This window comes from Mycolicibacterium sp. MU0050, from assembly GCF_963378085.1.
Taxonomy (GTDB): Bacteria; Actinomycetota; Actinomycetes; order Mycobacteriales; family Mycobacteriaceae; genus Mycobacterium; species Mycobacterium wendilense.
Window position 1 is genome coordinate 3,989,305 of the sequence record NZ_OY726395.1, and the last position, 21,906, is coordinate 4,011,210.

The window sequence follows — 21,906 nt, forward strand, 5'->3', positions numbered from 1 at the left end:
GGGCCTGCTCAGGGAGCGGGCACCATCGCGAGCTGACGTGTCTGCACCACGATCCGGCCGGTGCTGTCCACCACCAGATGGTCCTCGTCGAACCAGTCCTGGCCGATCTGCGTCGTGGTGCACAGGATCCGCAGCCAACCGTCGGCGGGCAGGCCGCGCAGGTAGGCGGTGAGTTGGATGGTGGGCGCCCAGCCGGTGCGGCCGACGGCGAAGGTCACCGGCATCGAAATGTCCCCGCACATCAGCGCGAACAACACATCGGGCACCTCGGTCCGGGGCCGCACCCACAGCCGGGTCACCGGCGCCTGCCCGGGCGTCGGTGTCCACAGCTGCGACATGTCCGGCCGGATGTCACAACCGGCGGCCAAGTGGTTGATCTCGGCCAGCGGGTGCCCCGGCCCGATCGCCTCGATCCCGGCCGGTGGTTCCGGCGGCATCTGCGCCGGCACCGGGTTGGCCGCCAGCAGCGGCGCCGCATCGTGTTCGGGCTCGGCCAGGGTGACCGAGGTACGCACGGCCACCCGCTGCCCCTGGATCAGCTCCACGTCGACGAGGCTGACCCGGCGGCCCCGCTTGCGCACCCGGGCCACCAACCGCACCGACCCCGGGTCCGGCGCCGACAGGTAGCTGGCGGACACCGCGACGGGCGCGAACCCGGTCTCGCCGCCGGTGATGGCCAGGCCGGCCGCCTTGGCGCACAGCGCCAGCATCACACCGCCGTGGATCTTCGGGCCGATGGTCCAGTGCAGGTTGAGCTCGGCGGTGAACACCGCGTCGGCCGCACCGTCGGCGTCGACGGGGTCGGCCGCGGTGAGCGTCATCGCCCGCGCGAAGCTCGCTGGGCCCGTCATCGCAGCAGGTGGGTGCGGGCGAAATCGAGCGACTCGGTGAGCAACGCCTCACGCTCGGCTTCGGTGCGCGCCGCCGACGTGGTGACCTCCAGAATCACGTGGCCGCTGAAATCGCTGCCGGCCAGCATCTGGCACACCTCCACCGTGGGCTGGGTGCCCCGGCCGGGCACCAGGTGCTCGTCGGCCGCGGCACCGTTGCCGTCGCACAGGTGCAGGTGCACCAGGCCGTCACCCATCCGCCGGGCCATGTCGACGGCGTCGGTGCCGGCGGTCGCGGTGTGCGACAGGTCCAGCGTGTAATGGGCGTGGCCGCCGTCCAGCGGGTCGTAGGACGGCGCGAACGCCGAGATCCCCACGCCGGGGCTGCCCCCGCGCTTGCGCATCCGCTCGATCGACGATTGCCCGGCCCCGAAAATCCGGTCGGCCCGGAACGGGAACATGTTCTCCACGGCCACCAGGATGTCACTGTTGGCTTCGAGCTCGGCGACCTGCGCGCTGAACCCCTCGGCGTAGCGGCGCTGCCACCGGAACGGTGGGTGCACCACCACGGTCTGGGCGCCCAGCTCCTCGGCGGCCCGCACACTGCGGTCGAGCTTGCTGATCGGGTTGGGCCCCCACACCCGCTGCGAGATGAGCAGGCACGGCGCGTGCACGGACAGCACCGGCACGTCGTAGCGGCGCGAGAGTTCCGCGACATCTTCCACGGACTGGCTGACCGGTTCGGCCCACACCATGAGCTCCACGCCGTCGTAGCCCAACCGGGCGGCGTAGTCGAAGGCCGCCTCGGTCCGCAGCGGGTACACCGAGGCGGTCGACAGACCTACCTTGATCGCGGGACGCACGACTCGCGGCGCTAGCTGGCCTGCAGCAGGGCAAGCGGGCCGAAGGTCACCAGGGCCCCGACGGCCACGGCCGTCAGCGTGCTGCCGATGTCCTCGGTCTTGCGCACGATCCGCACCCCGACCACCAGGCCCAGGATCACCAGCACGCCCAACACCAGCGCGACCAGGCTGTTCCACTTCCACAGCTGATCGAACGCGATGAACAGCCCGCCGCCGAACGCGACGGCGGCGATCGACTGCAGCGCGACAACGGCGCCGCGCATGACCTGCTGGCCGCGGGTCAACGGGGCGTCGTCGACGGCAGCGTCGCCGGCTTCGTCCTCGGCGCGCTCGTCCCCGGTCTCGTCGAGGGCCTCGACCTCGTCGGCGGTGAGGTCGTCCAACTCGCCGAGGTCGCTGAGTCCGCGCGCCGCGCCGCCGCCGCGGCGGCGGGCGGCGTCGTCGGCCACGCTGTCGCCGCCGAACAGCGCGTCGTCGCTGGAGCGCAGGTACGACGCGTCGCCGAGGCCCAGTTCGTCGGGAGTGGACTCGGCCAGATCCACCGCGAGCTCGGCGTCGGCGGCGTCGCTGTCGATGGGGTCCGGGCTCATCAGTTCGGCCCCGGAGCGATCACGCTTGCGGGCCGGGCGCGGGTAGTGGCTGCGTTCCGGCGCCGTCATCGGGCCGCGCCGCGGCAGCGGCTCCGCCGACGGCTGCAGCGGCTCCCGGAGCTCCGGCTCAGCTTCGGCGGTCGGGGTCTCGGCGGCCGGGGTCTCCTCGGTGACGACGGGCAGCTCACCGGTGCGCACCACCGGGATCTCGCCGGTGAGTTCGGCGACGGTCACCGCGTCGCTGTTGCCGCGGCGTCGGCGACGGCGACCGCCGACCGGCGGCGCGCCGATGGTGCCGTTCTTGGCGAGCAGCTCGGCCACCGAGATCGGGCGGGTACCGGTCTGCCCGTTGTCTGGTCCAGTCATCGTCTCTTGACACCGGTGCGCCCGCCACGTTCTCGCGGTGAGCGCTCGGCGCTGACTCCTTCCAGTTCTGCACGATCAGCCGTGGTCATCCTAGAGATCAACGCTATGAGTTTTCTGAGACCACCGGCTGCTGGTGCCAATCCCGGAAGCATAGCGATCCGGCCGGGTGGCGCGCAGTCGTCTACCGTTGGCGGGGTGGTAGACGGTGTGCATCCCGGCGAGGTCGAACTGGACTTCCCGCGCGAGTGGGTCGAGTTCTTCGACCCCGACAACGACGAGCATCTGATCGCCGCCGACCTGACCTGGCTGCTGTCGCGCTGGACGTGCGTGTTCGGGACCCCGGCGTGCCAGGGCACCGTCGAGGGTCGGCCGGACGACGGGTGCTGCTCACACGGCGCCTTCCTCTCCGACGACGACGACCGCGCCCGCCTCGATGACGCCGTCGGGCAGCTGACCGACGAGGACTGGCAGTTCCGGGAGAAGGGGCTGGGCCGCAAGGGCTACCTCGAACTCGACGAGTACGAGGGCGAACCCAACTGGCGCACCCGCAAGTACAAGGGCGCCTGCATCTTCCTGAACCGGCCCGGCTTCGCCGGCGGCATCGGGTGCGCCCTGCACAGCAAGGCGCTCAAGATCGGCGTCGAACCGCTGACCATGAAGCCCGAGGTGTGCTGGCAGCTGCCGATCCGGCGCACTCAGGAGTGGGTCACCCGGCCGGATGATTCGGAGATCCTCAAGACCACGATCACCGAGTACGACCGCCGCGGTTGGGGCTCCGGCGGCGCCGATCTGCACTGGTATTGCACCGGCGACCCGGCCGCGCACGTCGGCGCCCGGCCCGTCTACGAGTCCTATGCGCCGGAGCTGACCGAACTGCTGGGCGAGAAGGCCTACGCCGAACTGGCCGCCATGTGCCGGCGGCGCAGCGGGCTGGGGCTCATCGCCGTGCATCCGGCCACCCGCGCCGCCGGCTGACTCAGCCCTCCAGCTTGTAGCCCAGCCCGCGGACGGTCACCAGCAGCACCGGGTTCGCGGGGTTGGGCTCGATCTTGGACCGCAGTCGTTTGACGTGCACGTCGAGGGTCTTGGTGTCGCCGACGTAGTCGGCGCCCCAGACCCGGTCGATCAACTGGCCGCGGGTCAACACCCGCCCGCTGTTGCGCATCAGATATTCCAGCAGGTCGAACTCCTTGAGCGGCAACGTGATCGGGTCTCCGTTGACGCTCACCACGTGGCGTTCGACGTCCATCCGGACCGGGCCGGCCTCGAGCACCCCGTCGTCGGCGGCGACGTCGTCGACCTCGCCGCCACGGCGCAGCACGGCCCGGATGCGGGCGATCAACTCGCGCGCCGAATACGGCTTGGTCACGTAGTCGTCGGCGCCCAGTTCGAGCCCGACGACCTTGTCGATCTCGCTGTCCCGTGCGGTCACCATGATCACCGGCACGCTGGAGCGCAGCCGCAACTGCTTGCACACGTCGGTGCCGCTCATCCCGGGCAGCATCAGATCCAGCAGCACGATGTCGGCACCCGAGCGCTCGAACTCGGCCAACGCGCTCGGCCCGTCGGTCACCACGGTGGCCTCGAACCCCTCCTTGCGCAGCAAGAACGCCAAGGGATCGGCCAGCGACTCCTCGTCCTCAACGATCAGCACACTGGTCATCGCTACAACGGTCCTCTCTTCGTGACTGTCTTACTCATCAACCAACCCTTCGGCGTCCCGGTGCGCCGGCACCGACAACGTGAACGTCGATCCGGTGCCGGCCTTGCTCCACAATCGGATCGACCCGTTGTGGTTGGCCGCGACGTGCTTGACGATGGCCAATCCCAGGCCGGTCCCACCCGTCGCGCGGGAGCGCGCCTTGTCCACCCGGAAGAACCGTTCGAAGACCCGCTCCTGATCGCTGGGGGCGATCCCGATCCCGCGGTCGGTGACGGCGATCTCCACGTTGTCGCCGCGGCGACGGCGGCTGATCGACACCGTGGAACCCTGCGGGGAGTACGCGATGGCGTTGGAGATCAGGTTGGCCACCGCGGTCACGAGCAGCGGCTGATTGCCCACCGCCTTGAAGCCCCCCGGGTCGTCGGTGGTGATGGTGATGTCGGCGTTGTCGGCGGCCACCTTGTAGCGCGAGATCGCCTCGGACACAGTGGCATCGATGTCGACCATGTCGAACGTCGGCAGCTTCTCGGCGCCCTGCAACCGGGACAGCTCGATCAGCTCGCCGACCATGTTCGCCAGCCGTTTCGACTCGCCGAGGACCTGCTCGCCGAACCGGCGCACGGTCTGTGGGTCGTCGGCGGACTCCAGGAGCGCCTCGGCCAGTACGCCCATGGCACCCACCGGGGTCTTGAGCTCGTGGCTGACGTTGGCGACGAAATCGCGCCGGGTGGCTTCCATCCGGGCCTGCTCGGACTGGTCGTCGACGAAGATCACCGCGAACTTGCTGTCGTCGGCGAGGCGGCGGACATGGCCCCGGATGGCCATGCCCGGCCGGCTGACGGCGCTGCGCCGGCGCGGGGACAGGTCGACCTCGGTGTCCTCACCGGTGGCCAGGGTGCGCTGCACAGCCCGCCAGGCCCGGTCGTCGAGCAGGCCGTCGTGCACCGGCCCCAGCTCGCCGTGCTGGGCGCGCTCGTTGATGAACACCACGTTGCGGTAGCGGTCCACCACGACGATGCCCTGCGGAGCGAGCTCCACGATGTGCTTGAGCATCTGCGCGATGGCGTACCCCGCCAGTTCGGCGGCCTTGCGCTGCCGGCGGCCGACCAGCCGCGGCCAGACCCAGCCGCCGACGGCGACCCCTGCGGCGAGAGCCACCGCGGCCACTACCCCAGCCAGGGCCAGTGCCGACACCACACTCACGCGAAGATCGTACGCAGGTCAGTGAACGTCATCCCAGCAGCAAGCGGCCAAAACGAGACAAGTCACAGTCCGCCAGCCAGGAGTTCGGGTGCCGTTCACCCGAGTTCATCTGACGTTTGCCCGCCGGACCTACTTGGCGCCCTGGCTGGCAACCGCCGCGGCACCCGCGGCGGCCGCCTCCGGGTCTAGGTAAGTGCCGCCGGGCACCTTCGGCTTCAGGTTCTCATCGAGGTCGTAGCGCAGCGGGATGCCGGTCGGGATGTTCAGCCCCACCACGTCCTCGTCGCTCATGCCGTCCAGGTACTTCACCAGCGCACGCAGCGAGTTGCCGTGCGCGGCGATCAGGACGGTCTTGCCGGCCTTGAGGTCCGGCACGATGGTTTCGGTGAAGTAGGGCACGAACCGCGCGACCACGTCGGCCAGGCATTCGGTCAGCGGCCCGCCGCCGATGTCGGCGTAGCGCGGGTCGGCGTCCTGACTGAACTCGCTGCCCTTCTCGATGGGCGGCGGCGGGGTGTCGTAGCTGCGTCGCCACGCCATGAACTGCTCTTCGCCGTACTTGGCCTTGGTCTCGGCCTTGTCCAGTCCCTGCAGCGCGCCGTAGTGGCGCTCGTTGAGTCGCCAATCCCGGTGCACCGGGATCCACAGCCGGTCCGCGGCGTCCAGCGCCAGGTGCGCGGTGGTGATGGCGCGCCGCATCAGCGAGGTGTAGAGCACATCGGGCAGCAGCCCCTGCTCGGCCATCAACTCGCCGCCGCGGACCGCTTCGGCGCGGCCCAGGTCGGTCAGGTCGACGTCGACCCAGCCGGTGAACAGGTTCAGCGCATTCCATTCGCTCTGGCCGTGCCGGAGCAGCACCAATGTGGAGTCAGACATGTCCGGAATCTTCTCATGCCCTATTCGTCGATGAGGTGCTGGAACGCCGAGAGGTTCTTCAACGACTCCCCGCGAGCCACCCGCCACGCCCACTCCTTTTGGATGGACGAGCGAAAACCCAACTCCAGCAACATGTTGAAGTCGGAGTCGACGGCTTCGAGCACCTGCCCCAGGATCCGGTCGATCTCGTCGGCGGTGACCAGTTCCAGCGCCATCCGGCCGACCAGATAGATGTCACCGACGTTGTCCAGGGTGTAGGACACCCCATAGAGCCGGTTGTTGCGTTTGAGCAGGTACCGGTAGACGGCCTCGAAGTTCTCGTCGGGCCTGCGGCAGACGAAGGCCTCGACCCGCACCGAGTGCTCGCCGATGCTCAGGATGGTGTTGGTGGTGAGTTTGCGCTCGCCGGGCAGTTGGACCACCAGGCCCGGCAGCCCGCCGTGCGCGCCGGCGTGGCGGGTGTAGACCAACTCGCGCTCGTCGAGCGCCGCCTCGATGAGCTGCTGCACCTCGCTCATGCCCGCACCCCTCGCCTTCGTGTCCAACGCCGGGTCCGCCGGAGCGACTGTGCCCCAATGGTTTCCCGCGCGCTGCGGTGATGGACCAGGTCATAGTCGGTGATCGCCCGGCGGTAGGCGCCCAGCAGCGCGTCGACGGTGTGATCCCAGGAGAAGGTCGAGGCGTGCGCCACCGCGGCCGCGCCCATGGCGGCCAGGTCCGCGTGCTGCAGCATCTCCCCGAGCGCGCCCGCCCAGCGGTCTGGATCGTGGTTGTCCACCAACCTGCCGGTCTGCCCGTCGCGAACCGCCACCGGCAGGCCCCCCACGGCGGCCGCCACCACCGGCGTGCCGCAGGCCTGGGCCTCCACCGCCACCAGGCCGAAGGACTCCGAATAGCTCGGAACCGCCACCAGGTCGGCGGCGCGATAGACGTTGACCAGGTTCGCGCGCGTCTGCGGCGGCAGGAAGGTCACCCGGTCGCAGATGCCCAACTCGTCGGCCAGGCGCATCAGGCCGTCCGGGGCGGCCAGGCCACTGCCCGACGGGCCGCCGGCCACCACGACACGCACCCCGGGCAGCTTGGCCGCCGCGCGGAGCAGCACGTCGGGGGCCTTGAGCGGCTGGATGCGGCCCACGAAGGCGATCGTCGGTTCGTCGGGCAAGCCGAGCGCGGCCCGCGCCGCGCGGCGATCTCCAGGGGTGAAGGTCTGCAGATCCACGCCCGGATGGACGATGTCGATCCGGCCGGGATCCGCGCGGTGCAGCGAAACCAGTTGGCGTGCTTCGTCTTCGGTGTTGACGATGAGCCGGTCGGCCTCGTCGACCACCTGCTGCTCCCCGACCGCCCGCAAGGCCGGCTCGGGCGAGTCCCCCTCCGCCAGCGCCGCGTTCTTGACGGCGGCCAGGGTGTGCGCGGTGTGCACCAGTGGCACCGCCCAGCGGTCCCGGGCCAGCCAGCCGACCTGACCGGACAGCCAATAATGCGAGTGGACGATGTCGTAGTAGCCGGGTTCATGAGTGGCCTCGGCGCGCAGCACCCCGGCGGTGAACGCGCACAGCTGCGTGGGCAGGTCGTACTTGTCGAGCCCCTCGAAGGGGCCGGCGACCACGTTGCGGACCACCACCCCGGGGGCCACCGGCACCACCGGCGCGTCCGCCGACGACGTCGCCCGGGTGAAGATCTCGACCTCCACCCCGCGCTGCGCCAGGTGCAATGCGGTCTGCAGGACGTAGACGTTCATCCCCCCGGCATCACCGGTTCCCGGCTGGGCCAGCGGCGAGGTATGGACCGACAACACTGCGACGCGCACACCTCATCCTTACACCAGGCGACCGCACCCCAGGTAAGCGCGGGTGGCCCGCCGCAGCGCGCCCAGCGGGTCGGCGTAGAGCGCGCCGAGGGACACCACGCCGGCGCCGACCTCCTGCACCCGGTTGCCGAAGGCGGTGATCCGGACCTCGCGCGGCGCCAGCACCGACTTCTGGGCGTACGCGCCCACGACCCCGGTGATGGTTTCGGAGTATTCGGTGAATGCCTGCCCGCCGACGACGAGGTCGTCGGGGTTCAGCAGATCCCGCAGCAACGCCACGGCCTCGCCGAGCACCCGCGCCCGTTCGGCCAGCAGCCGCTGGGCGGCCTCGTTGCCGCGCCGCGCGGCGGTCACCACCGCGGCCACGGTCGCGACCTGCGACCCCGGCCCGGCGAGGATGCCCGACCTTCGGGCGGCGGCCACCACGGCCTCGTCGCTGACCGTGGTCTCCAAAACTCCTGTGCCGCCCAGCAATTCCGAATGCGCGGGCAGGTTGGCAATGGTGCCGGGTCCGCTGCTGGGACTGTGCACCCGGCCGTCGATGATCAGCGCGTAGCCCACGGTCTCCCGGGCGTAGACGTACAGGCTGGTCGCCGGCGCGTTGAGGCGGCGCACCCCGAGCAGCAGTTCGGCCGCGGCCATCGCGTCGACGTGGGCGGCCACCGACACCGGCAGACCCAGCGTGTCGGCCAGCACCGGCCCCGCCGGGGCCTGATTCCAGCCCAGCCGCGGGTGATCGACCACGCCACGGGCGCTGTCCACGGTGCCGCCGGTGGCGACACCGATCCACAGGGTCTGACGGCGATGCCAGCGGCTGAGGTAGCGCTGCACGCTGGCGGCCAGCGCCGCCAGGGCGGACCCCTGGGCGCCGCGCGGCGTCGGGGTCTCGACCGCATCCAGCGTGCGGCCGAACAGGTCGGTGGCCACGATGCTGGTGGTCTTCGCGCCGATGTGCACGCCGACGGTCAGGTAGGGCTCGTGATTGACCTCGACCGGCACCCGTGGGCGACCGATGGCCCCCGAGGTGGCCAGATCCGCGCGCTCGCGCAGCAGGCCGGCCTCCAGCAGGGCGGTGACCTGGCGGTTCACCGTGGCGATCGAGAGCTTGGTGCTGCCGGCAATGGCGTCGCGGGCCACCGGGCCGCGCAGCCGGACGGCGGCGAAGACGGCCGCGGCGGCGCCGTCGGCGATCCGCAGCGCCGGCGGGACGACCTGATGCCGCGAGCGCAGCGGATGGAGCTGAGAAACGGGGGCGAGGGTGGTACGCACGATGGGTTTGTCCTAAGGGTCCGGTTCGGTTGGGGCGTCGAGGAACCCGCGCCAACCCGACGGAAGTCAGGACTTGTCAGGCGCGGGGATCACCGGGACAACAACAGGACAACGCCCCGCACGTCATGGCGTGCGGAGCGCGGGCTGTTCCCGGGAACCGGTTGGACACGAAGCGAAATTTAACACACCCGCCGAGGTTGGCACGGTCACTAGAGTTGGCACGATGACCGATTCTCGCGACGGGGTCCAGAAGATCGCTGTTGTCACCGGGGCCAGCTCCGGCATCGGCGAAGAGACCGCGAAAGTACTTGCCGCCCTTGGCTTCCATGTGGTCGTCGCTGCCCGGCGAAGGGACCGCGTCGAGGCGCTGGCCGCCGAGATCGGCGGCACCGCGGCAGTGACGGACGTCACTGACGACGCTTCGGTGGCGGCGTTGGCCGACGCGGTGCGGCGGCTTCCGGGACAGCTGTCGGTGCTGGTCAACAACGCCGGCGGCGCCAAGGGGCTGGCTCCGGTCGCCGACGCCGACCTGGAGCACTGGCGCTGGATGTGGGAGACCAACGTGCTGGGCACGCTGCGGGTCACCCGCGCGTTGCTCGACCAGCTGGTCGCATCCGGCGACGGCCTGATTGTCACCGTCACCTCGATCGCTGCCTTCGAGACCTACGACGGCGGCTCCGGCTACACCGCCGCCAAGCACGGTCAGGGTGCCCTGCACCGCACCCTGCGCGGCGAACTACTCGGAAAACCGGTGCGGCTCACCGAGATTGCGCCCGGCGCGGTGGAAACCGAATTCTCCCTGGTCCGCTTCGACGGCGACGAGCAGCGCGCCGACGCGGTGTACGCGGGCATCACCCCCCTGGTCGCGCGGGACGTCGCCGAGGTGATCGGTTTCGTCGCCGACCGGCCCTCCCACGTCAACCTGGATCAGATCGTGATCCGCCCCCGCGACCAGGCTCCCAACGGTCGGTTCAACCGCCGCCCGGCGCCGTGAGCGCGGACATCGCCTGCCAGTCCGGCCAGTCCACCGCCCAGTCCCAGATGTCGCCGTCGGCGTGGGACAGCTCGATGCGGGTCCCGGTGACCTCCACCGGGTCGCCGTAGATCGCCGAATGGAAGTACTGCTCGGCGTCCTCGAGCGAGAGGTTGATGCACCCGTTGGTGACGTTCGCGTTGCCCTGGGCGCCCAGGCTCGCCGGATTCGCGTGGATGAACTCGCCGTTGTTGGAGATCCGCACGGCGAATCGTTCCCGCAGGTTGGCGTAGCCGGCGGCCGGGTTGGTCATGTAGAAGTCCTCGTACTTCTCGGTGACCACGTGGATGCCGCTGCGGGTGACGTTGCGGTCCACGTCGCCCTCGCCGTAGCTGCACGGGAAGTCCATGCTGACGCCCGCGTCGGTGAGCACCTGGATCCGGTGGCTGGCCGCGTCGGCGCGGACCACCTGGCGGCGGCCGATCGTGAAGTCCAGCGTCGAGTCCGCCGCCCCGTAGGCGCCGTCGCCCAAGTGCACGCCGTACAGCGGCGCGGCCACGTGCACCGTGGTTCCGGCGGGGAAGTATTCCCGGCTGCGCCAATGCACGCGGGCGCCCTCGGCCTCGTCCGGCAACCACGCCCAGCTGCCCTCGACCGGCGGCTCGGTGGTGACCCGCAGGGCCCGTTCGACGGCCGCCTTGTCGCTGATCGGCGCGTCGAACTGCAGGATGATCGGGGCCGCGACGCCGACGGTCTGGCCGTCGGTCAGTTGGAACTGTCCGCTGACCACCCGGACCGGGCGCAGCGTTCCGAAGCTGCCGGCGACCGGTACCGCCTGCCCATCGGCGCCCACCACCGCGCCGTCCCAGGTATAGGTCGTGTCGTAGCCGAGCGGCTCCGTGATCACGAACGCGGTGCGCTCGCGGTCCATCTGACCGGCCACCACCTTGCCGTCCGGATTGCGCAGCACCAATCGCTGCAGCCGGCCGTAACGGACCGCTACCCGCACCGGATCGGTGGGCAGCACGCCGGTGGCCGCGTCGGCCGGGGTGAAATCGATCTCCGGGGCCGGCGGCGGTCCCGCCTGATCGCCCGAGCCCCGCAGGCAGGCGGCCAGCGCGCCGGGTGCAGCCACGCCCAGCGCCAGCACGCCGATCGCCCGGCGTCGCGTGACCGACGTCGGTGGCGCGATGTCGCGCGCGGGCCTCACAGTGGAAAAGGATACGGACGCCGGCGGCCCCGGTCAGATCACCGCGCCGATGATGACGGGCTCGGGCTCGAGCCGGATCCCGAACGCATCGAGGACGCCGTCGCGCACCCGGCGCGCCAGCGCGACGATGTCGTCCCCCGTGGCGCCGCCGCGGTTGGTCAGCGCCAGCGCATGCTTGGTGGACAGCCGCGCCGGCGCGTCCTCGCCGGGGAAACCCTTGCCGAAGCCCGCGGCCTCCACCAGCCACCCGGCGGCCAGCTTGACCTCCGCGCCGGCCGGGTAATGCGGGACCGGTCCGTCCGCGCGCGCCGCGACGGCCTCGAACGTCGCGGGGCTGACCACCGGATTGGTGAAAAACGAACCGACACTCCAGGTGTCGTGATCGGCCGCGTCGAGCACCATGCCCTTACCGCGGCGCAGGCCCAGCACGGCCTCGCGGACCCGCGCCGGCTCGACCCGGTCACCGGCGTCGGCGCCGAGGGTCTTGGCCAGTTCGCCGTAGCGCAGCGGTGCGCTGCGGCCGGCGGCATCGAGCGCAAATTCGACCTCGAGCACCACGAAGTTCGCGGCGTCCGGCCCGTGCTTGAGGATGCTGGTGCGATAGCCGAATCGCAGCGCCTCGGGCCCCACCCAGGACACCTGCCCGGTCCGCCGGTCGAGCAGCCGCACCCGCGTGAGGGTGTCGGCGACCTCGGCGCCGTAGGCGCCGACGTTCTGCACCGGGGTGGCGCCCGCCGAGCCGGGGATGCCGGACAGGCACTCCAGCCCGCCCAGACCGGCGGCCAACGACACGACCACGACGTCGTCCCAGAGGGCCCCGGCCTCGGCGCGCACCAGGTTGCCGTCGACGACGATGCCGCTGGAGGCGATCTGCAGCACGGTCAGATCCTCGCGGTCACCGGCCAGCACCACGTTGGATCCGCCGGCGAGTAACAGCACCGCCTGGCCGCGGAGTTCGCCGAGCGCGGCGACGATCTGCTCGGTGCTCACGGCCGTGATGAGCCGGCGGGCGACCGGTCCCACACGCAAGGTGGTCAGCGGCGCCAGCGGCACCTGCTCGGCCACCGCCGCACCCGCGAATTGCGAACCGCCCACGGGCCGTAACGGTAGCCTGACCAGTCATGCCGCGTTCATTCGACTTGTCGGCCAACTATCAGGGCAGCGTCGCGCAGGTGCATGCGGCGTTCGCCGACGAGCAGTACTGGCTGGCCCGGCTGGCCGACTCCGGCGCCGACGACGCCACCCTGGACGCCCTCGAGGTCGCCGCCGACGGGGCCATCGACGTCGCCACCACGCAGGTGCTGCGCGCCGACCGGCTGCCGGGTTTCGTCGCCCAATTCCACCAGGGCGACCTGCACATCAAGCGCGCGGAATCGTGGAGCGCGATCAGCGGGGACCGGGCCACGGCGACCGTCGCCGCGCGCATTCCCGGCGCGCCGGCCTCGGTGCACGGGTCAGGCAAGCTGACTCCCGACGGTGCCGGCGCCAAGGCCGACCTCAAGGTCACCGTGGAGGTCAAGATCCCGCTGGTCGGCGGCAAGGTGGAGGCCTTCATCGGCAGTCAGCTCGTCGAGCTGCTGATCAGCGAACAGCGCTTCACCACCGCGTGGATCCTGGACCGGCAGCACTGACCCGCCGACCCGCGACCCCGCACCGCCCGATCGGCCAACCGACCCGGGGCACCACCGGCTACAACCGACTGCGCCGCGCGGACCGCTGGCTGGTGCACGCGCCGCGGGTGTGCGCCGCGCTGACCTCGGCCACCGACCCCCTGGTGGTCGACCTGGGCTACGGGGCCCTTCCCGTGACGACGCTGGAGTTCGCCGCGCGGCTGCGTCGAATCCGCCCCGACGTGCGGGTGGTGGGCCTCGAGATCGACCCGGAACGGGTCCGCACGGCGCGCACGGCCGCCACCGATGCCGTCGACTTCGCCTTGGGCGGCTTCGAACTCGCGGGCTTGCACCCGGTGCTGGTGCGCGCGTTCAACGTGCTGCGGCAGTATCCGGTCGACGAGGTCGCGGCCGCCTGGTCGACCATGCAGGCGGCGCTGCCCGCCGGCGGGTTGATCCTCGACGGGACCTGCGACGAGATCGGCCGACGATCCTGCTGGGTGTTGCTGGATCGCGGGGGTCCGGTCAGCCTGACCCTGGCCTGCGACCCCCGGCACATCGACCGACCTTCGGATCTGGCCGAGCGGTTGCCGAAGATCCTCATCCATCGCAATGTGGCCGGGCAGCCGGTGCACGAACTGCTGGCCGCCGCGGACCGGGCCTGGGCCGCCGCGGCCGCCCACGGGGTGTTCGGGCCGCGAGAACGTTGGCGCGCCATGCTCGCCGCCCTGGCCGCCGATGGGGTGTCGCTGGAGCCGTCCCGCCGAAAGATCCGCGACGGCGTGCTGACGGTGCCGTGGTCGGTCGTGGCTCCGGCGTAACCCCACTAGCCTGGAGATCATGCGCATCGCACTCGCCCAGATCGCCAGCGGCACCGACCCGGCCGCCAACCTGGCGACCGTGGAGGAACTCACCCGGCGCGCGGCGGGGGACGGCGCCCGGCTGGTGGTCTTCCCGGAGGCCACCATGTGCCGCTTCGGGGTGTCGCTGAAGCCGGTCGCCGAACCCGTCGACGGCCCATGGGCCGACGGGGTGCGCCGGATCGCGGCCGCCGCCGGGGTGACGGTGGTGGCCGGCATGTTCTGCCCCACCCCCGACGGCCGGATCACCAACACCCTGCTGGCCGCCGGACCCGACGTCGATGCGAGTTACGACAAGATCCACCTCTACGACGCGTTCGGCTTCACCGAGTCCCGCACCGTCGCCCCCGGGTTCACGCCGGTGACCATCGAGGTCGACGGCGTGGTCGTCGGCCTCACCACCTGCTACGACATTCGGTTCCCCGAGTTGTACGTGGAGCTGGCCCGCCGCGGCGCCCAGCTGATCACCGTCAGCGCGTCCTGGGGCTCCGGCCCCGGCAAGCTCGAGCAGTGGACCCTGCTGGCCCGGGCCCGCGCGCTGGACACCGCGAGCTACCTCGCGGCCGTCGACCAGGCCTATCCCGGCGACGAACTCGCCGCCGCCGGCCCCACCGGCGTCGGCGGCAGCCTGGTGGTCAGTCCGTACGGCCAGGTGCTGGTCACCGCGGACCAGGATCCGCAGCTGTTGGTGCACGACATCGACCTCGACGCGGTCGCCAAGGCCCGCGACACGCTGGCGGTGCTCACCAACCGCTCGTCCTTCGCTCAGCTCGATAGGGCAGAATCGCGCGGGTGACCAATCCGCCGCACGGCGACGACCCGATGTGGGCCCGCCCGACACCCGAGCCCACCGCCGCCACCGAACGCTTCAACAGCGCGCCGGGGGCCGAGGCCCGTCCCACGGAGCGGATCGAGCGACCGCATGCGGATCCCGCCACCCAGCACATCCCGCGTGCGGACACACCGCCACCGCCGGCCGGCAACACACCGCCACCGCCGCCCGCGAAGGAAAGCCCCGTGCGCCGGTTCTTGTCCGATCCGTTGTCGATCACCCTGGTCCTGGTGATCGTGGCCGCCCTCGGCATCGCCGGCGTACTGGCCGGTGAGCTGTACGCCCGCAATCGCGCCAATACCATTGTGGCGCAGGTGACCTCGTGCGTGGTCGAGGACGAGGCCACCGCCTCGTTCGGCGTCACCCCGCCGTTCCTGTGGCAGCACGCGCGCAAGAAGTACACCAACATCTCCATCGAGACCGCGGGTAACCAGGTCCGCGACGCCAAGGGCATGACGGTCAACATCGACATCGAGGATGTCCAGCTGGCCGAGACCGCGAACTCCGGCGGCACCATCGGCTCGCTGGTCGCAACCATCACCTGGACCACCGAGGGCATCAAACAGACCGTGCAGGACGCCATTCCGCTGTTCGGCGGCATCGTCTCGGATGTGCAGACCAACCCCAACGACGGCACCATCGAACTGCGCGGCGGGCTCGGCAGCATCACCGCCAAGCCGCGCATCGACGAGGAGGGGCTGGCCCTCGACGTGCTCAGCGTCAGCGGTCTGGGTTTCACGTTGCCGCGCGAGACCGTGCAGCCGGTGCTGGACGCGTTCACCTCGCAGCTCACCAAGGGCTACCCGATGGGCATCCACGCCGAGAGCGTCGATGTCACGGATTCCGGTGTGATCGCGGTGTTCGCGACCACCAACGCGACCATCCCGCCGGCCAACGAGGATCCCTGCTTCGCCGGTCTGTGACCCGCGTCAGCTCAGGCCGTCGAGCACCGCGGCGGTGCCCGACAACCCGAGTCGGGTCGCCCCGGCGTCGAGCAGTGCGATCGCATCGTCGGCCGTGCGGATACCGCCGCTGGCCTTGATGCCGAGCGCCGTCCCGACCGTGGCGGCCATCACCGCGATCGCCTGCACCGAGGCCCCGCCCGACGGGTGGAATCCCGTCGACGTCTTGACGAAGTCGGCGCCCGCGTCGGCGGCCGCCCGGCACACCGCGGCCAGGGTGTCCGGCCCCGCGAGCTCCAGCAGCGCCGCGGATTCGACGATGACCTTCAGCACCGCCGTCGGCACCGCGCTGCGCACGGCGGCCACGTCGGCCCGCACCGCGGCGACATCGCCGGCCAGCGCAGCCCCGACATCGATGACCATGTCCACTTCCACCGCGCCCGCGGCGACCGCCAGCGCCGCCTCCCGGGCCTTGATCTCGGGCAGGTGCTTACCGGACGGGAAGCCGGCCACGGTCGCGACCGCCATTTCGGCCGGCGCGGCCGCGACCGCGGCGCCGACCATCGACGGCGACACGCAGACCGCGTAGACGCCCAGCTCGACGGCGTCGGCGACCAGCGCCCGCACCTCGTCGGCGGTGGCCTCGGGCTTGAGCAGGGTGTGGTCCACGAGGGCGGCCACCCTCGCACGGGTCCAATCGGACATCAGAAGGGCTCCTGGGTGCCGCCGGGATTACAGCCGGACTCGATCATGGAGGCGGTGTCCACCTCGGGTCGCCACGGCTCGAGGTTCCAGCTGACCTTGCCCGGATGGGCGAACTCGGCCAGTTGCCAGTGGCACAGGAACTGCTCGCGCATGCCGGGGAGGTCGGCCTCGGGCGCCGATTCGAGCACCTGCCGCCAGGCGGCCTCCCCCACCGGCCGGTTGCGCAGCTGAGCGGCCTCGGCGCGCCCGGCCGCGGTGGGATACACCCGCAGGCTCTTCAGGTCGCCCCATTGCGCCCATTCGGTGCGCTCGATCAGGTCCGGCGGCGCCGCGGCGTCATCGGCGCGGGCGAGACCCGGCGGGACGACGACGGCGATCGCGGCCAGCGCGACGGCGGCGACCCGGTGCCGCACGGCGCTCAGCGCGACTTCCCTTGGATCTCCAGCAGTTTGGGCTTGACGTCGACAAGGTAGACGCCGGCCGCCGCCGCACAGATCGCGGCGCCGAAGATGTCCAACAACAACACCAACAACACGCCGACGCCGAGGATCAGCAGCCAGACCGGCTTGGTCAACTTGTCGACAGCGGGATAGGCGTCGGCGCGTTGCATCGCCGCGTGCACGAATGCGTAGATCCCGACGCCGGCGGCGGCGGCCATGACGACCAACGCAATGACGCCCGTTAGGTTGGCAAGAATCACCTCACCACCCTAATCGGGCGTCATCGACTGGTCGACTCCAGCTCGGGAGCCGGTGCTGTTACTTCTGGGTGACCTTCTTGGCCGGCGCCTTCTTGGCCGGGGCCTTCTTGGCGGCGGCCTTCTTGGCCGGCGCCTTCTTGGCCGGGGCCTTCTTGGCCTCGGTCGGGGTGGCCTGGGCCTTGGCGGCCTGGGCCTTCACCGGAGCGGCGGCGTCCTCGGCCTTCTTCGGCAGCTCGACGCCGACCAGCTTGGCGGCGCGCTCACCCACGGCGCGGGTCTGGGCGGCGACGGTGCCCAGCGCATCCTGCGTGACCTCGACGGCCTGGTCCACGTAGCCCTCGGCGCGTCCGGCGGCATCCTCGATCGCCGGCTGGTGACGCAGCCGCTCGAGGGCCGCCTCGCCGCGCTCGACGAGCCGGCTGTAGGTCGCCTGGGCCTGCTCGGCGTAGCCCTCGGCGACACGACGGAGTTCGTCGGCGGTCAGCTTGTCGCGGAGCTCACCGAACTCCTTGGGCAGCTCTTCCTGCAGCTGCGACAGGCGGTCGCGAGCGTCGTCGACACGGCCGGTCAGCTTGGCGCGACGCTCCTCGGCGCGGCTGCTGGCGTCGGTGCGGGCCTCCTCGGCACGCTCGCGCAGGGTCGCAACGATCTCGTTGACGGTGGCCAGGGCCAGGTCCGCGGCGCCCACAGCAGCCAGCAACGGGGCCTTCAGTTCTTCGATGGTCGGGTTTTCTGCCATGGTGATCATTCCTTTCGGTGGCAAATCTTTGTGGTTGGTCATCGGGAGAGTGCGATTCGGTCAGTCAGTGGCCGACTCCTCACCCGCAGCAATCTCGCCTGTCTGGATCGCCGCTTCGTTCTGTTGGATGAACGAGTTGTAGATGTCCAGCAACACCTGCTTCTGCCGCTCGGTGATCGCGGTGTCGGTGACCACGGCGTCGCGCACCGCGTTGGGCTCCCCGGGTTCGAGGATTCCCGCCTGGACATAGAGCACTTCCGCCGAGACGCGCAAGGCCTTGGCTATCTGGTTGAGGACCTCGGCGGACGGCTTGCGTAACCCGCGCTCGATCTGACTGAGGTACGGATTACTGACGCCGGCCTTCTCGGCCAGCTGCCGCACCGATACCTGCGCGGCTTCCCGTTGGGTCCGGATGAAGCTGCCGATGTCGGAGGCGGCGTGGGTCACCACAGCGGCAAGTTTTTCGTCTTGCGACATGATTCCCCTCCCGTCGGTGTGGTTGTCACAGCGTGACAATTTCCACCCTACGGCGGGGTGCTAACAATTGCAAGCACCAGTTAGCGCAGGTCAGAATATGATTTGCGCCACAGAGTAGATGACCAGGCCGGCCAGCGCCCCCACCACGGTGCCGTTGATCCGGATGAATTGCAGGTCACGACCCACGTGCAACTCGATGCGGCGACTGGCGTCGTCGGCGTCCCAGCGCTCGATCGTCTCGGTGATGATGGAGGTGATCTCCACGCCGTACTGGCCCACCAGATGCTGCGCCGCACGCACGATCCAGTCCTCCACCTTCTGGCGCAGGTCCGCGTCGTCGCGCAGCGACTCCCCGATCCGGATCACCGAGTCGGTGACGCGGGTGCGCAGCGCGCTGGACGGGTCGTCGACACCGTCGAGAACCAGCCGCTTCAGCGTCTTCCACGCCGTCTCGGCGGCCCGCGCGACCTCGTCGCGGGCCATCAGCTGCTCCTTGACGTTCTCGGCCTTGCCGATGGTGGCCGGGTCGTTCTGCAGATCGTCGGCGAACTCGAACAGGAACCGGGTCGCGGAGCGCCGCAGCTCGTGGTTGGGGTCACGGCGCACCTTGTCGGTGAAGTCCATCAGCTCGCGGTGGATCCGATCCCCCACCAGATGATCGACGAACTTCGGCGACCAGCTCGGCGAATCCCGGGTCACCACGCGCTCGATCGTCTCGCCCGCGTTCAACGACCACTGGAAGGCGCGGTCACACAGCAACTGGATGAGCGCCTCCTGCCGGTTCTCGGCCAACAGCTGCGCGAGCACCCGGCCCACCGGCGGGCCCCACTGCGGTTCGGCGAGGCGGCGCACGATCATCCGGTCGATGATCTGCTGGACGTCGTCGTCGTTGAGCAGTTCGACCAACACCCGCAGCACCGTGGCGGACTCCTCGGCCACCCGGCGGGCGTGCTCCGGCTCGGCCAGCCACTTGCCCACCCGGCTGGGCACCTGGGCGTCGCGCAGCTTGGTCTCGACGACGTCGGCCGACAAGAAGTTCTCCCGCACAAAGGTGCCCAGGCCCTCGCCCAGCTGATCCTTCTTGCGCCGGATGATCGCGGTGTGCGGGATCGGAATCCCCAGCGGGTGCTTGAACAGCGCCGTCACCGCGAACCAGTCGGCCAGCGCGCCCACCATCCCCGCCTCGGCCGCGGCGCGCACGTAGCCCACCCAACCCGGCGCGGTGCCGTCGCGCTGGACCCAGGTGCAGACGAAGAAGATCACCGTCGCCGCCAACAGGAAGCTCAGGGCGACCAACTTCATCCGTCGCAAGGAACGCTGCCGTTCCGCGTCGCCCAGCGGGTCGACGCCGGCGATCGATTCCGCCAGCGAACCCCGCGCCTGCGACATCGCGGTCGCTCCCGCCAACAACGACGGCAGGCTGGGCTCGCTGTTCTTCGTCACCGGCAATTCCGGTCGTACTGCCACCTGACCATCATCCGCTATCGTCGGCGGCCGACCCCGGAGCGACCCCAACCAGTTAATGTGACCGTCACCGGACTCCGCCGAGTCGGCGACCCGTATCATGTAGGTCACCTACGGAACGGATCTGCACGACAGTGGCACAACAACCCCAACCGGGCGCCGTCCGGGTCGACGGCCGGAAACGACGCTGGCACAAGCACAAGGTCGACCGGCGCAACGAGTTGGTAGACGGCACCCTGGAGGCCATCCGGTCCCGCGGCCGCGACGTCAGCATGGACGAGATAGCAGCGGAAATCGGCGTATCGAAGACCGTGCTGTACCGCTACTTCGTCGACAAGAACGACCTCACCACCGCGGTGATGATGCGGTTCGCGCAAACCACCCTGATCCCCAACATGGCCGCCGCCCTGTCGTCCGATCTCGACGGCTACGACCTTGTCCGGGAGATCATCCGGGTGTACGTCGAGACCGTCGCGGCGGAGCCGGAAATCTACCCATTTGTCTTTGCAAACAGCTCCGCCAGCAAAAGCAAGGTCATCGCGGACAGCGAACGGATCATCGCCGGAATGCTGGCCGTGATGTTCCGTCGGCGCATGCAACGAGTCGGCATGAACACCAAGGGCGTCGAACCGTGGGCCTACATGATCGTCGGCGGCGTCCAACTGGCAACCCACTCGTGGATGTCGCACCGGCGGATGAGCTCCGACGAGCTGATCGACTACCTGACCATGCTGGCCTGGAATGCACTGTGCGGCATCGTCGAGGTCGGCGGATCCCTCGAGCGGTTCAACGCGATGCCGCATCCCTCGCCGGTGCTGCCGGAGGCGCCGGACTGACGCCGCCGGCCGGCACCGGACTCAGGCCGTGCGCAGTCCGCGCTCCCGCAAGAGCGGCAGCACCTCGGCACCGAACCGGTCGAGCATGCCGCTGTAGGGCACACCGCCCATCATGAAGCCGGTGACGCCGGCCTCGTACAACTCGGTGAGCCGGTCGGCCACCTGCTCGGCGGACCCCACGATGGGTAGCCCGCCGCCGCTGGAGACGAAGTGCTCTTCGAGGGCGGCCGCGATGTGGGCTTCGAACGACGAGCTGTTGAGGCCCAGGTAGTGCATGAAATTGCGGGCCGCCTCGATGTCGCCGTGCTCCAGGATTTCCTGATAGCGGCGCTGCGCGTCGGCCTCGGTGTCGCCGATGATGACGGTGCCGTAGGTCATCACCCGGACCGGCCGGCCATGGGTCTCGGCGACCTTGGTGATGTTGTCGACGAGCTGGCGACCCTGGCCGACGTTCATCAGCGTCGCGAAGTTCACGTCGGCGTGCCGCGCGGTGAACTCGATACCGGCCGGGCTGGCACCGGCGTTGAGCACCAGCGGCCGGGCCGACGGCCGCGGTTCGGAGATCGCGCCCTTGAGGTGAAAGGACGCGCCGTCGTGGTCGAACGGCGTACTCGTCGACCACAGCCGGCTGATGACGTCCATCCACTCGTCGCCGAACCGGTAGCGGTCCTCGTGCTCCTTGGTGGCGATGCCGAACATGTCGAGTTCGGGCGTGAACCAGCCCATGACCGCGTTGAGCGCGAACCGGCCGCCGGAGATGGCGTCGATGGTCGCGGTCTGCTTGGCCACCACCAGGGGGTGCAGCGCCGGTGCGTGCGCGGTCGCGGCAACCACGATCCGCTTGGTGACCGCCGCGATCCCGGCCGCCCAGGTGAACGTTTCGTAGGTCACCCCGTTGGGGTTCGAGCGGCCACCGTACCCACGCCACCGCGCGACCGGCACCAGCAGGTCGAGGCCGAGGTCGTCGGCCTGCTTGGCCAGGTTCGAGGTCGACTCCCAACTCAGGTCGAAGGCGCCCTCGGCGCCGGTCATGGTGATGCCGCCGGACACGTTCGACCCGAACAGGCCGAGCGCGAAGGGGTGTTCACCGAGTACGTCATGGGCGTAGCTCTTGGAAGCGTTGGTCAC

At 70.3% G+C, this 21,906-nt stretch carries 25 protein-coding genes; 7 read left to right on the forward strand and 18 right to left on the reverse strand.

Features of this window, described 5'->3' with window-relative positions:
• Positions 1 to 8: 8 nt before the first annotated feature.
• Genes R2K23_RS19095 through R2K23_RS19105 form a run of 3 tightly spaced genes read right to left on the reverse strand, consistent with a single transcriptional unit; the run spans position 9 to position 2,649 of the window.
• On the reverse strand, positions 9 to 851 hold the full coding sequence (locus R2K23_RS19095) for a thioesterase family protein (RefSeq protein WP_396892366.1): 843 nt from the start codon (positions 849 to 851) through the stop codon (positions 9 to 11).
• Positions 848 to 1,693, reverse strand: a complete 846-nt coding sequence (locus tag R2K23_RS19100) for a sugar phosphate isomerase/epimerase family protein (protein ID WP_316511756.1) — start codon at positions 1,691 to 1,693, stop codon at positions 848 to 850. Before R2K23_RS19100 ends, R2K23_RS19095 begins: the two co-directional genes overlap by 4 nt.
• A gap of 11 nt (positions 1,694 to 1,704) precedes the next feature.
• Positions 1,705 to 2,649 (reverse strand): hypothetical protein, encoded by a 945-nt coding sequence (locus R2K23_RS19105; RefSeq protein ID WP_316511758.1) that lies wholly within the window; start codon positions 2,647 to 2,649, stop codon positions 1,705 to 1,707.
• A gap of 207 nt (positions 2,650 to 2,856) precedes the next feature.
• Between R2K23_RS19105 and R2K23_RS19110 the strand changes: the two genes are divergently transcribed.
• Positions 2,857 to 3,624, forward strand: a complete 768-nt coding sequence (locus R2K23_RS19110) for a DUF3109 family protein (protein WP_465270709.1) — start codon at positions 2,857 to 2,859, stop codon at positions 3,622 to 3,624.
• A 1-nt stretch (position 3,625) separates the two neighbouring features.
• Here the strand turns inward: R2K23_RS19110 and regX are convergent, their stop codons facing one another.
• The 6 genes from regX to R2K23_RS19140 form a co-directional block, all read right to left on the reverse strand.
• Positions 3,626 to 4,312 (reverse strand): two-component sensory transduction protein RegX, encoded by a 687-nt coding sequence (gene regX, locus R2K23_RS19115; RefSeq protein ID WP_316511762.1) that lies wholly within the window; start codon positions 4,310 to 4,312, stop codon positions 3,626 to 3,628.
• Positions 4,313 to 4,342: 30 nt separating this feature from the next.
• Positions 4,343 to 5,515, reverse strand: coding sequence for a sensor histidine kinase (locus R2K23_RS19120; RefSeq protein ID WP_316511764.1), 1,173 nt, complete (start codon positions 5,513 to 5,515; stop codon positions 4,343 to 4,345).
• 129 nt (positions 5,516 to 5,644) lie between these two features.
• Complete coding sequence (locus R2K23_RS19125; protein WP_316511766.1) at positions 5,645 to 6,391, reverse strand: phosphoglyceromutase; 747 nt, start codon at positions 6,389 to 6,391, stop codon at positions 5,645 to 5,647.
• A 20-nt stretch (positions 6,392 to 6,411) separates the two neighbouring features.
• Positions 6,412 to 6,909 carry a type III secretion system chaperone family protein gene (locus R2K23_RS19130; RefSeq protein WP_316511767.1) on the reverse strand — a complete coding sequence of 166 codons (498 nt, stop codon included), beginning with the start codon at positions 6,907 to 6,909 and terminating at the stop codon, positions 6,412 to 6,414.
• On the reverse strand, positions 6,906 to 8,201 hold the full coding sequence (mshA, locus tag R2K23_RS19135) for a D-inositol-3-phosphate glycosyltransferase (protein WP_316511769.1): 1,296 nt from the start codon (positions 8,199 to 8,201) through the stop codon (positions 6,906 to 6,908). Before mshA ends, R2K23_RS19130 begins: the two co-directional genes overlap by 4 nt.
• A 9-nt stretch (positions 8,202 to 8,210) precedes the next feature.
• Positions 8,211 to 9,473, reverse strand: coding sequence for an ROK family transcriptional regulator (locus R2K23_RS19140; RefSeq protein ID WP_316517415.1), 1,263 nt, complete (start codon positions 9,471 to 9,473; stop codon positions 8,211 to 8,213).
• Positions 9,474 to 9,693: 220 nt separating this feature from the next.
• Between R2K23_RS19140 and R2K23_RS19145 the strand changes: the two genes are divergently transcribed.
• On the forward strand, positions 9,694 to 10,464 hold the full coding sequence (locus R2K23_RS19145) for an SDR family oxidoreductase (protein WP_316511771.1): 771 nt from the start codon (positions 9,694 to 9,696) through the stop codon (positions 10,462 to 10,464).
• Here the strand turns inward: R2K23_RS19145 and R2K23_RS19150 are convergent.
• The gene (locus R2K23_RS19150; RefSeq protein WP_316511772.1) at positions 10,442 to 11,653 is read right to left on the reverse strand and encodes a L,D-transpeptidase; all 1,212 of its coding nucleotides are present in this window, start codon (positions 11,651 to 11,653) and stop codon (positions 10,442 to 10,444) included. The genes R2K23_RS19145 and R2K23_RS19150 overlap by 23 nt on opposite strands.
• Before the next feature lie 33 nt (positions 11,654 to 11,686).
• Positions 11,687 to 12,748: a UDP-N-acetylmuramate dehydrogenase gene (locus R2K23_RS19155; protein ID WP_316511774.1), complete on the reverse strand. Its 1,062-nt coding sequence runs from the start codon at positions 12,746 to 12,748 to the stop codon at positions 11,687 to 11,689.
• 26 nt (positions 12,749 to 12,774) lie between these two features.
• On the opposite strand from R2K23_RS19155, the gene R2K23_RS19160 reads away from it, so the two are divergent.
• Genes R2K23_RS19160 through R2K23_RS19175 form a run of 4 tightly spaced genes read left to right on the forward strand, consistent with a single transcriptional unit; the run spans position 12,775 to position 15,878 of the window.
• Positions 12,775 to 13,284, forward strand: coding sequence for a DUF2505 domain-containing protein (locus R2K23_RS19160; protein WP_316511776.1), 510 nt, complete (start codon positions 12,775 to 12,777; stop codon positions 13,282 to 13,284).
• On the forward strand, positions 13,260 to 14,084 hold the full coding sequence (locus R2K23_RS19165; RefSeq protein WP_316511777.1) for a class I SAM-dependent methyltransferase: 825 nt from the start codon (positions 13,260 to 13,262) through the stop codon (positions 14,082 to 14,084). The genes R2K23_RS19160 and R2K23_RS19165 overlap by 25 nt, the downstream gene beginning before the upstream one ends.
• Before the next feature lie 19 nt (positions 14,085 to 14,103).
• On the forward strand, positions 14,104 to 14,919 hold the full coding sequence (locus R2K23_RS19170; RefSeq protein ID WP_316511779.1) for a carbon-nitrogen hydrolase family protein: 816 nt from the start codon (positions 14,104 to 14,106) through the stop codon (positions 14,917 to 14,919).
• Positions 14,916 to 15,878, forward strand: a complete 963-nt coding sequence (locus R2K23_RS19175; protein WP_316511781.1) for an LmeA family phospholipid-binding protein — start codon at positions 14,916 to 14,918, stop codon at positions 15,876 to 15,878. Before R2K23_RS19170 ends, R2K23_RS19175 begins: the two co-directional genes overlap by 4 nt.
• 6 nt (positions 15,879 to 15,884) lie before the next feature.
• Here the strand turns inward: R2K23_RS19175 and deoC are convergent, their stop codons facing one another.
• The 6 genes from deoC to R2K23_RS19205 form a co-directional block, all read right to left on the reverse strand.
• A complete protein-coding gene (deoC, locus tag R2K23_RS19180) occupies positions 15,885 to 16,562 on the reverse strand; it encodes a deoxyribose-phosphate aldolase (RefSeq protein WP_316511782.1) in 678 nt (225 codons plus the stop codon).
• Positions 16,562 to 16,975 (reverse strand): DUF2599 domain-containing protein, encoded by a 414-nt coding sequence (locus tag R2K23_RS19185; protein WP_316511784.1) that lies wholly within the window; start codon positions 16,973 to 16,975, stop codon positions 16,562 to 16,564. Before R2K23_RS19185 ends, deoC begins: the two co-directional genes overlap by 1 nt.
• A gap of 5 nt (positions 16,976 to 16,980) precedes the next feature.
• Complete coding sequence (locus tag R2K23_RS19190) at positions 16,981 to 17,220, reverse strand: DUF2516 family protein (RefSeq protein WP_396893647.1); 240 nt, start codon at positions 17,218 to 17,220, stop codon at positions 16,981 to 16,983.
• Positions 17,221 to 17,320: 100 nt separating this feature from the next.
• Positions 17,321 to 18,001: a heparin-binding hemagglutinin gene (locus R2K23_RS19195; RefSeq protein ID WP_316511788.1), complete on the reverse strand. Its 681-nt coding sequence runs from the start codon at positions 17,999 to 18,001 to the stop codon at positions 17,321 to 17,323.
• A gap of 60 nt (positions 18,002 to 18,061) precedes the next feature.
• Complete coding sequence (locus tag R2K23_RS19200; protein WP_316511789.1) at positions 18,062 to 18,478, reverse strand: helix-turn-helix domain-containing protein; 417 nt, start codon at positions 18,476 to 18,478, stop codon at positions 18,062 to 18,064.
• A 90-nt stretch (positions 18,479 to 18,568) separates the two neighbouring features.
• Positions 18,569 to 19,867: a DUF445 domain-containing protein gene (locus R2K23_RS19205; protein WP_316517416.1), complete on the reverse strand. Its 1,299-nt coding sequence runs from the start codon at positions 19,865 to 19,867 to the stop codon at positions 18,569 to 18,571.
• Positions 19,868 to 20,076: 209 nt separating this feature from the next.
• On the opposite strand from R2K23_RS19205, the gene R2K23_RS19210 reads away from it, so the two are divergent.
• Positions 20,077 to 20,778, forward strand: coding sequence for a TetR/AcrR family transcriptional regulator (locus tag R2K23_RS19210; protein WP_316511790.1), 702 nt, complete (start codon positions 20,077 to 20,079; stop codon positions 20,776 to 20,778).
• Between the two features lie 21 nt (positions 20,779 to 20,799).
• Here R2K23_RS19210 and R2K23_RS19215 read toward each other — a convergent pair whose 3' ends face one another.
• The gene (locus tag R2K23_RS19215) at positions 20,800 to 21,906 is read right to left on the reverse strand and encodes an LLM class flavin-dependent oxidoreductase (RefSeq protein WP_316511791.1); all 1,107 of its coding nucleotides are present in this window, start codon (positions 21,904 to 21,906) and stop codon (positions 20,800 to 20,802) included.

What these genes read in the sequence shown, in the direction of transcription:
- R2K23_RS19095 (WP_396892366.1), bottom strand. Translation starts at nt 851, where the DNA reads ATGACGGGCCCAGCGAGCTTCGCGCGGGCGATGACGCTCACCGCGGCC.
- R2K23_RS19105 (WP_316511758.1), bottom strand. Translation starts at nt 2,649, where the DNA reads ATGACTGGACCAGACAACGGGCAGACCGGTACCCGCCCGATCTCGGTG.
- regX (WP_316511762.1), bottom strand. Translation starts at nt 4,312, where the DNA reads ATGACCAGTGTGCTGATCGTTGAGGACGAGGAGTCGCTGGCCGATCCC.
- R2K23_RS19125 (WP_316511766.1), bottom strand. Translation starts at nt 6,391, where the DNA reads ATGTCTGACTCCACATTGGTGCTGCTCCGGCACGGCCAGAGCGAATGG.
- R2K23_RS19130 (WP_316511767.1), bottom strand. Translation starts at nt 6,909, where the DNA reads ATGAGCGAGGTGCAGCAGCTCATCGAGGCGGCGCTCGACGAGCGCGAG.
- R2K23_RS19145 (WP_316511771.1), top strand. Translation starts at nt 9,694, where the DNA reads ATGACCGATTCTCGCGACGGGGTCCAGAAGATCGCTGTTGTCACCGGG.
- R2K23_RS19160 (WP_316511776.1), top strand. Translation starts at nt 12,775, where the DNA reads ATGCCGCGTTCATTCGACTTGTCGGCCAACTATCAGGGCAGCGTCGCG.
- R2K23_RS19170 (WP_316511779.1), top strand. Translation starts at nt 14,104, where the DNA reads ATGCGCATCGCACTCGCCCAGATCGCCAGCGGCACCGACCCGGCCGCC.
- deoC (WP_316511782.1), bottom strand. Translation starts at nt 16,562, where the DNA reads ATGTCCGATTGGACCCGTGCGAGGGTGGCCGCCCTCGTGGACCACACC.
- R2K23_RS19190 (WP_396893647.1), bottom strand. Translation starts at nt 17,220, where the DNA reads ATGGCCGCCGCCGCCGGCGTCGGGATCTACGCATTCGTGCACGCGGCG.
- R2K23_RS19195 (WP_316511788.1), bottom strand. Translation starts at nt 18,001, where the DNA reads ATGGCAGAAAACCCGACCATCGAAGAACTGAAGGCCCCGTTGCTGGCT.
- R2K23_RS19200 (WP_316511789.1), bottom strand. Translation starts at nt 18,478, where the DNA reads ATGTCGCAAGACGAAAAACTTGCCGCTGTGGTGACCCACGCCGCCTCC.
- R2K23_RS19205 (WP_316517416.1), bottom strand. Translation starts at nt 19,867, where the DNA reads ATGTCGCAGGCGCGGGGTTCGCTGGCGGAATCGATCGCCGGCGTCGAC.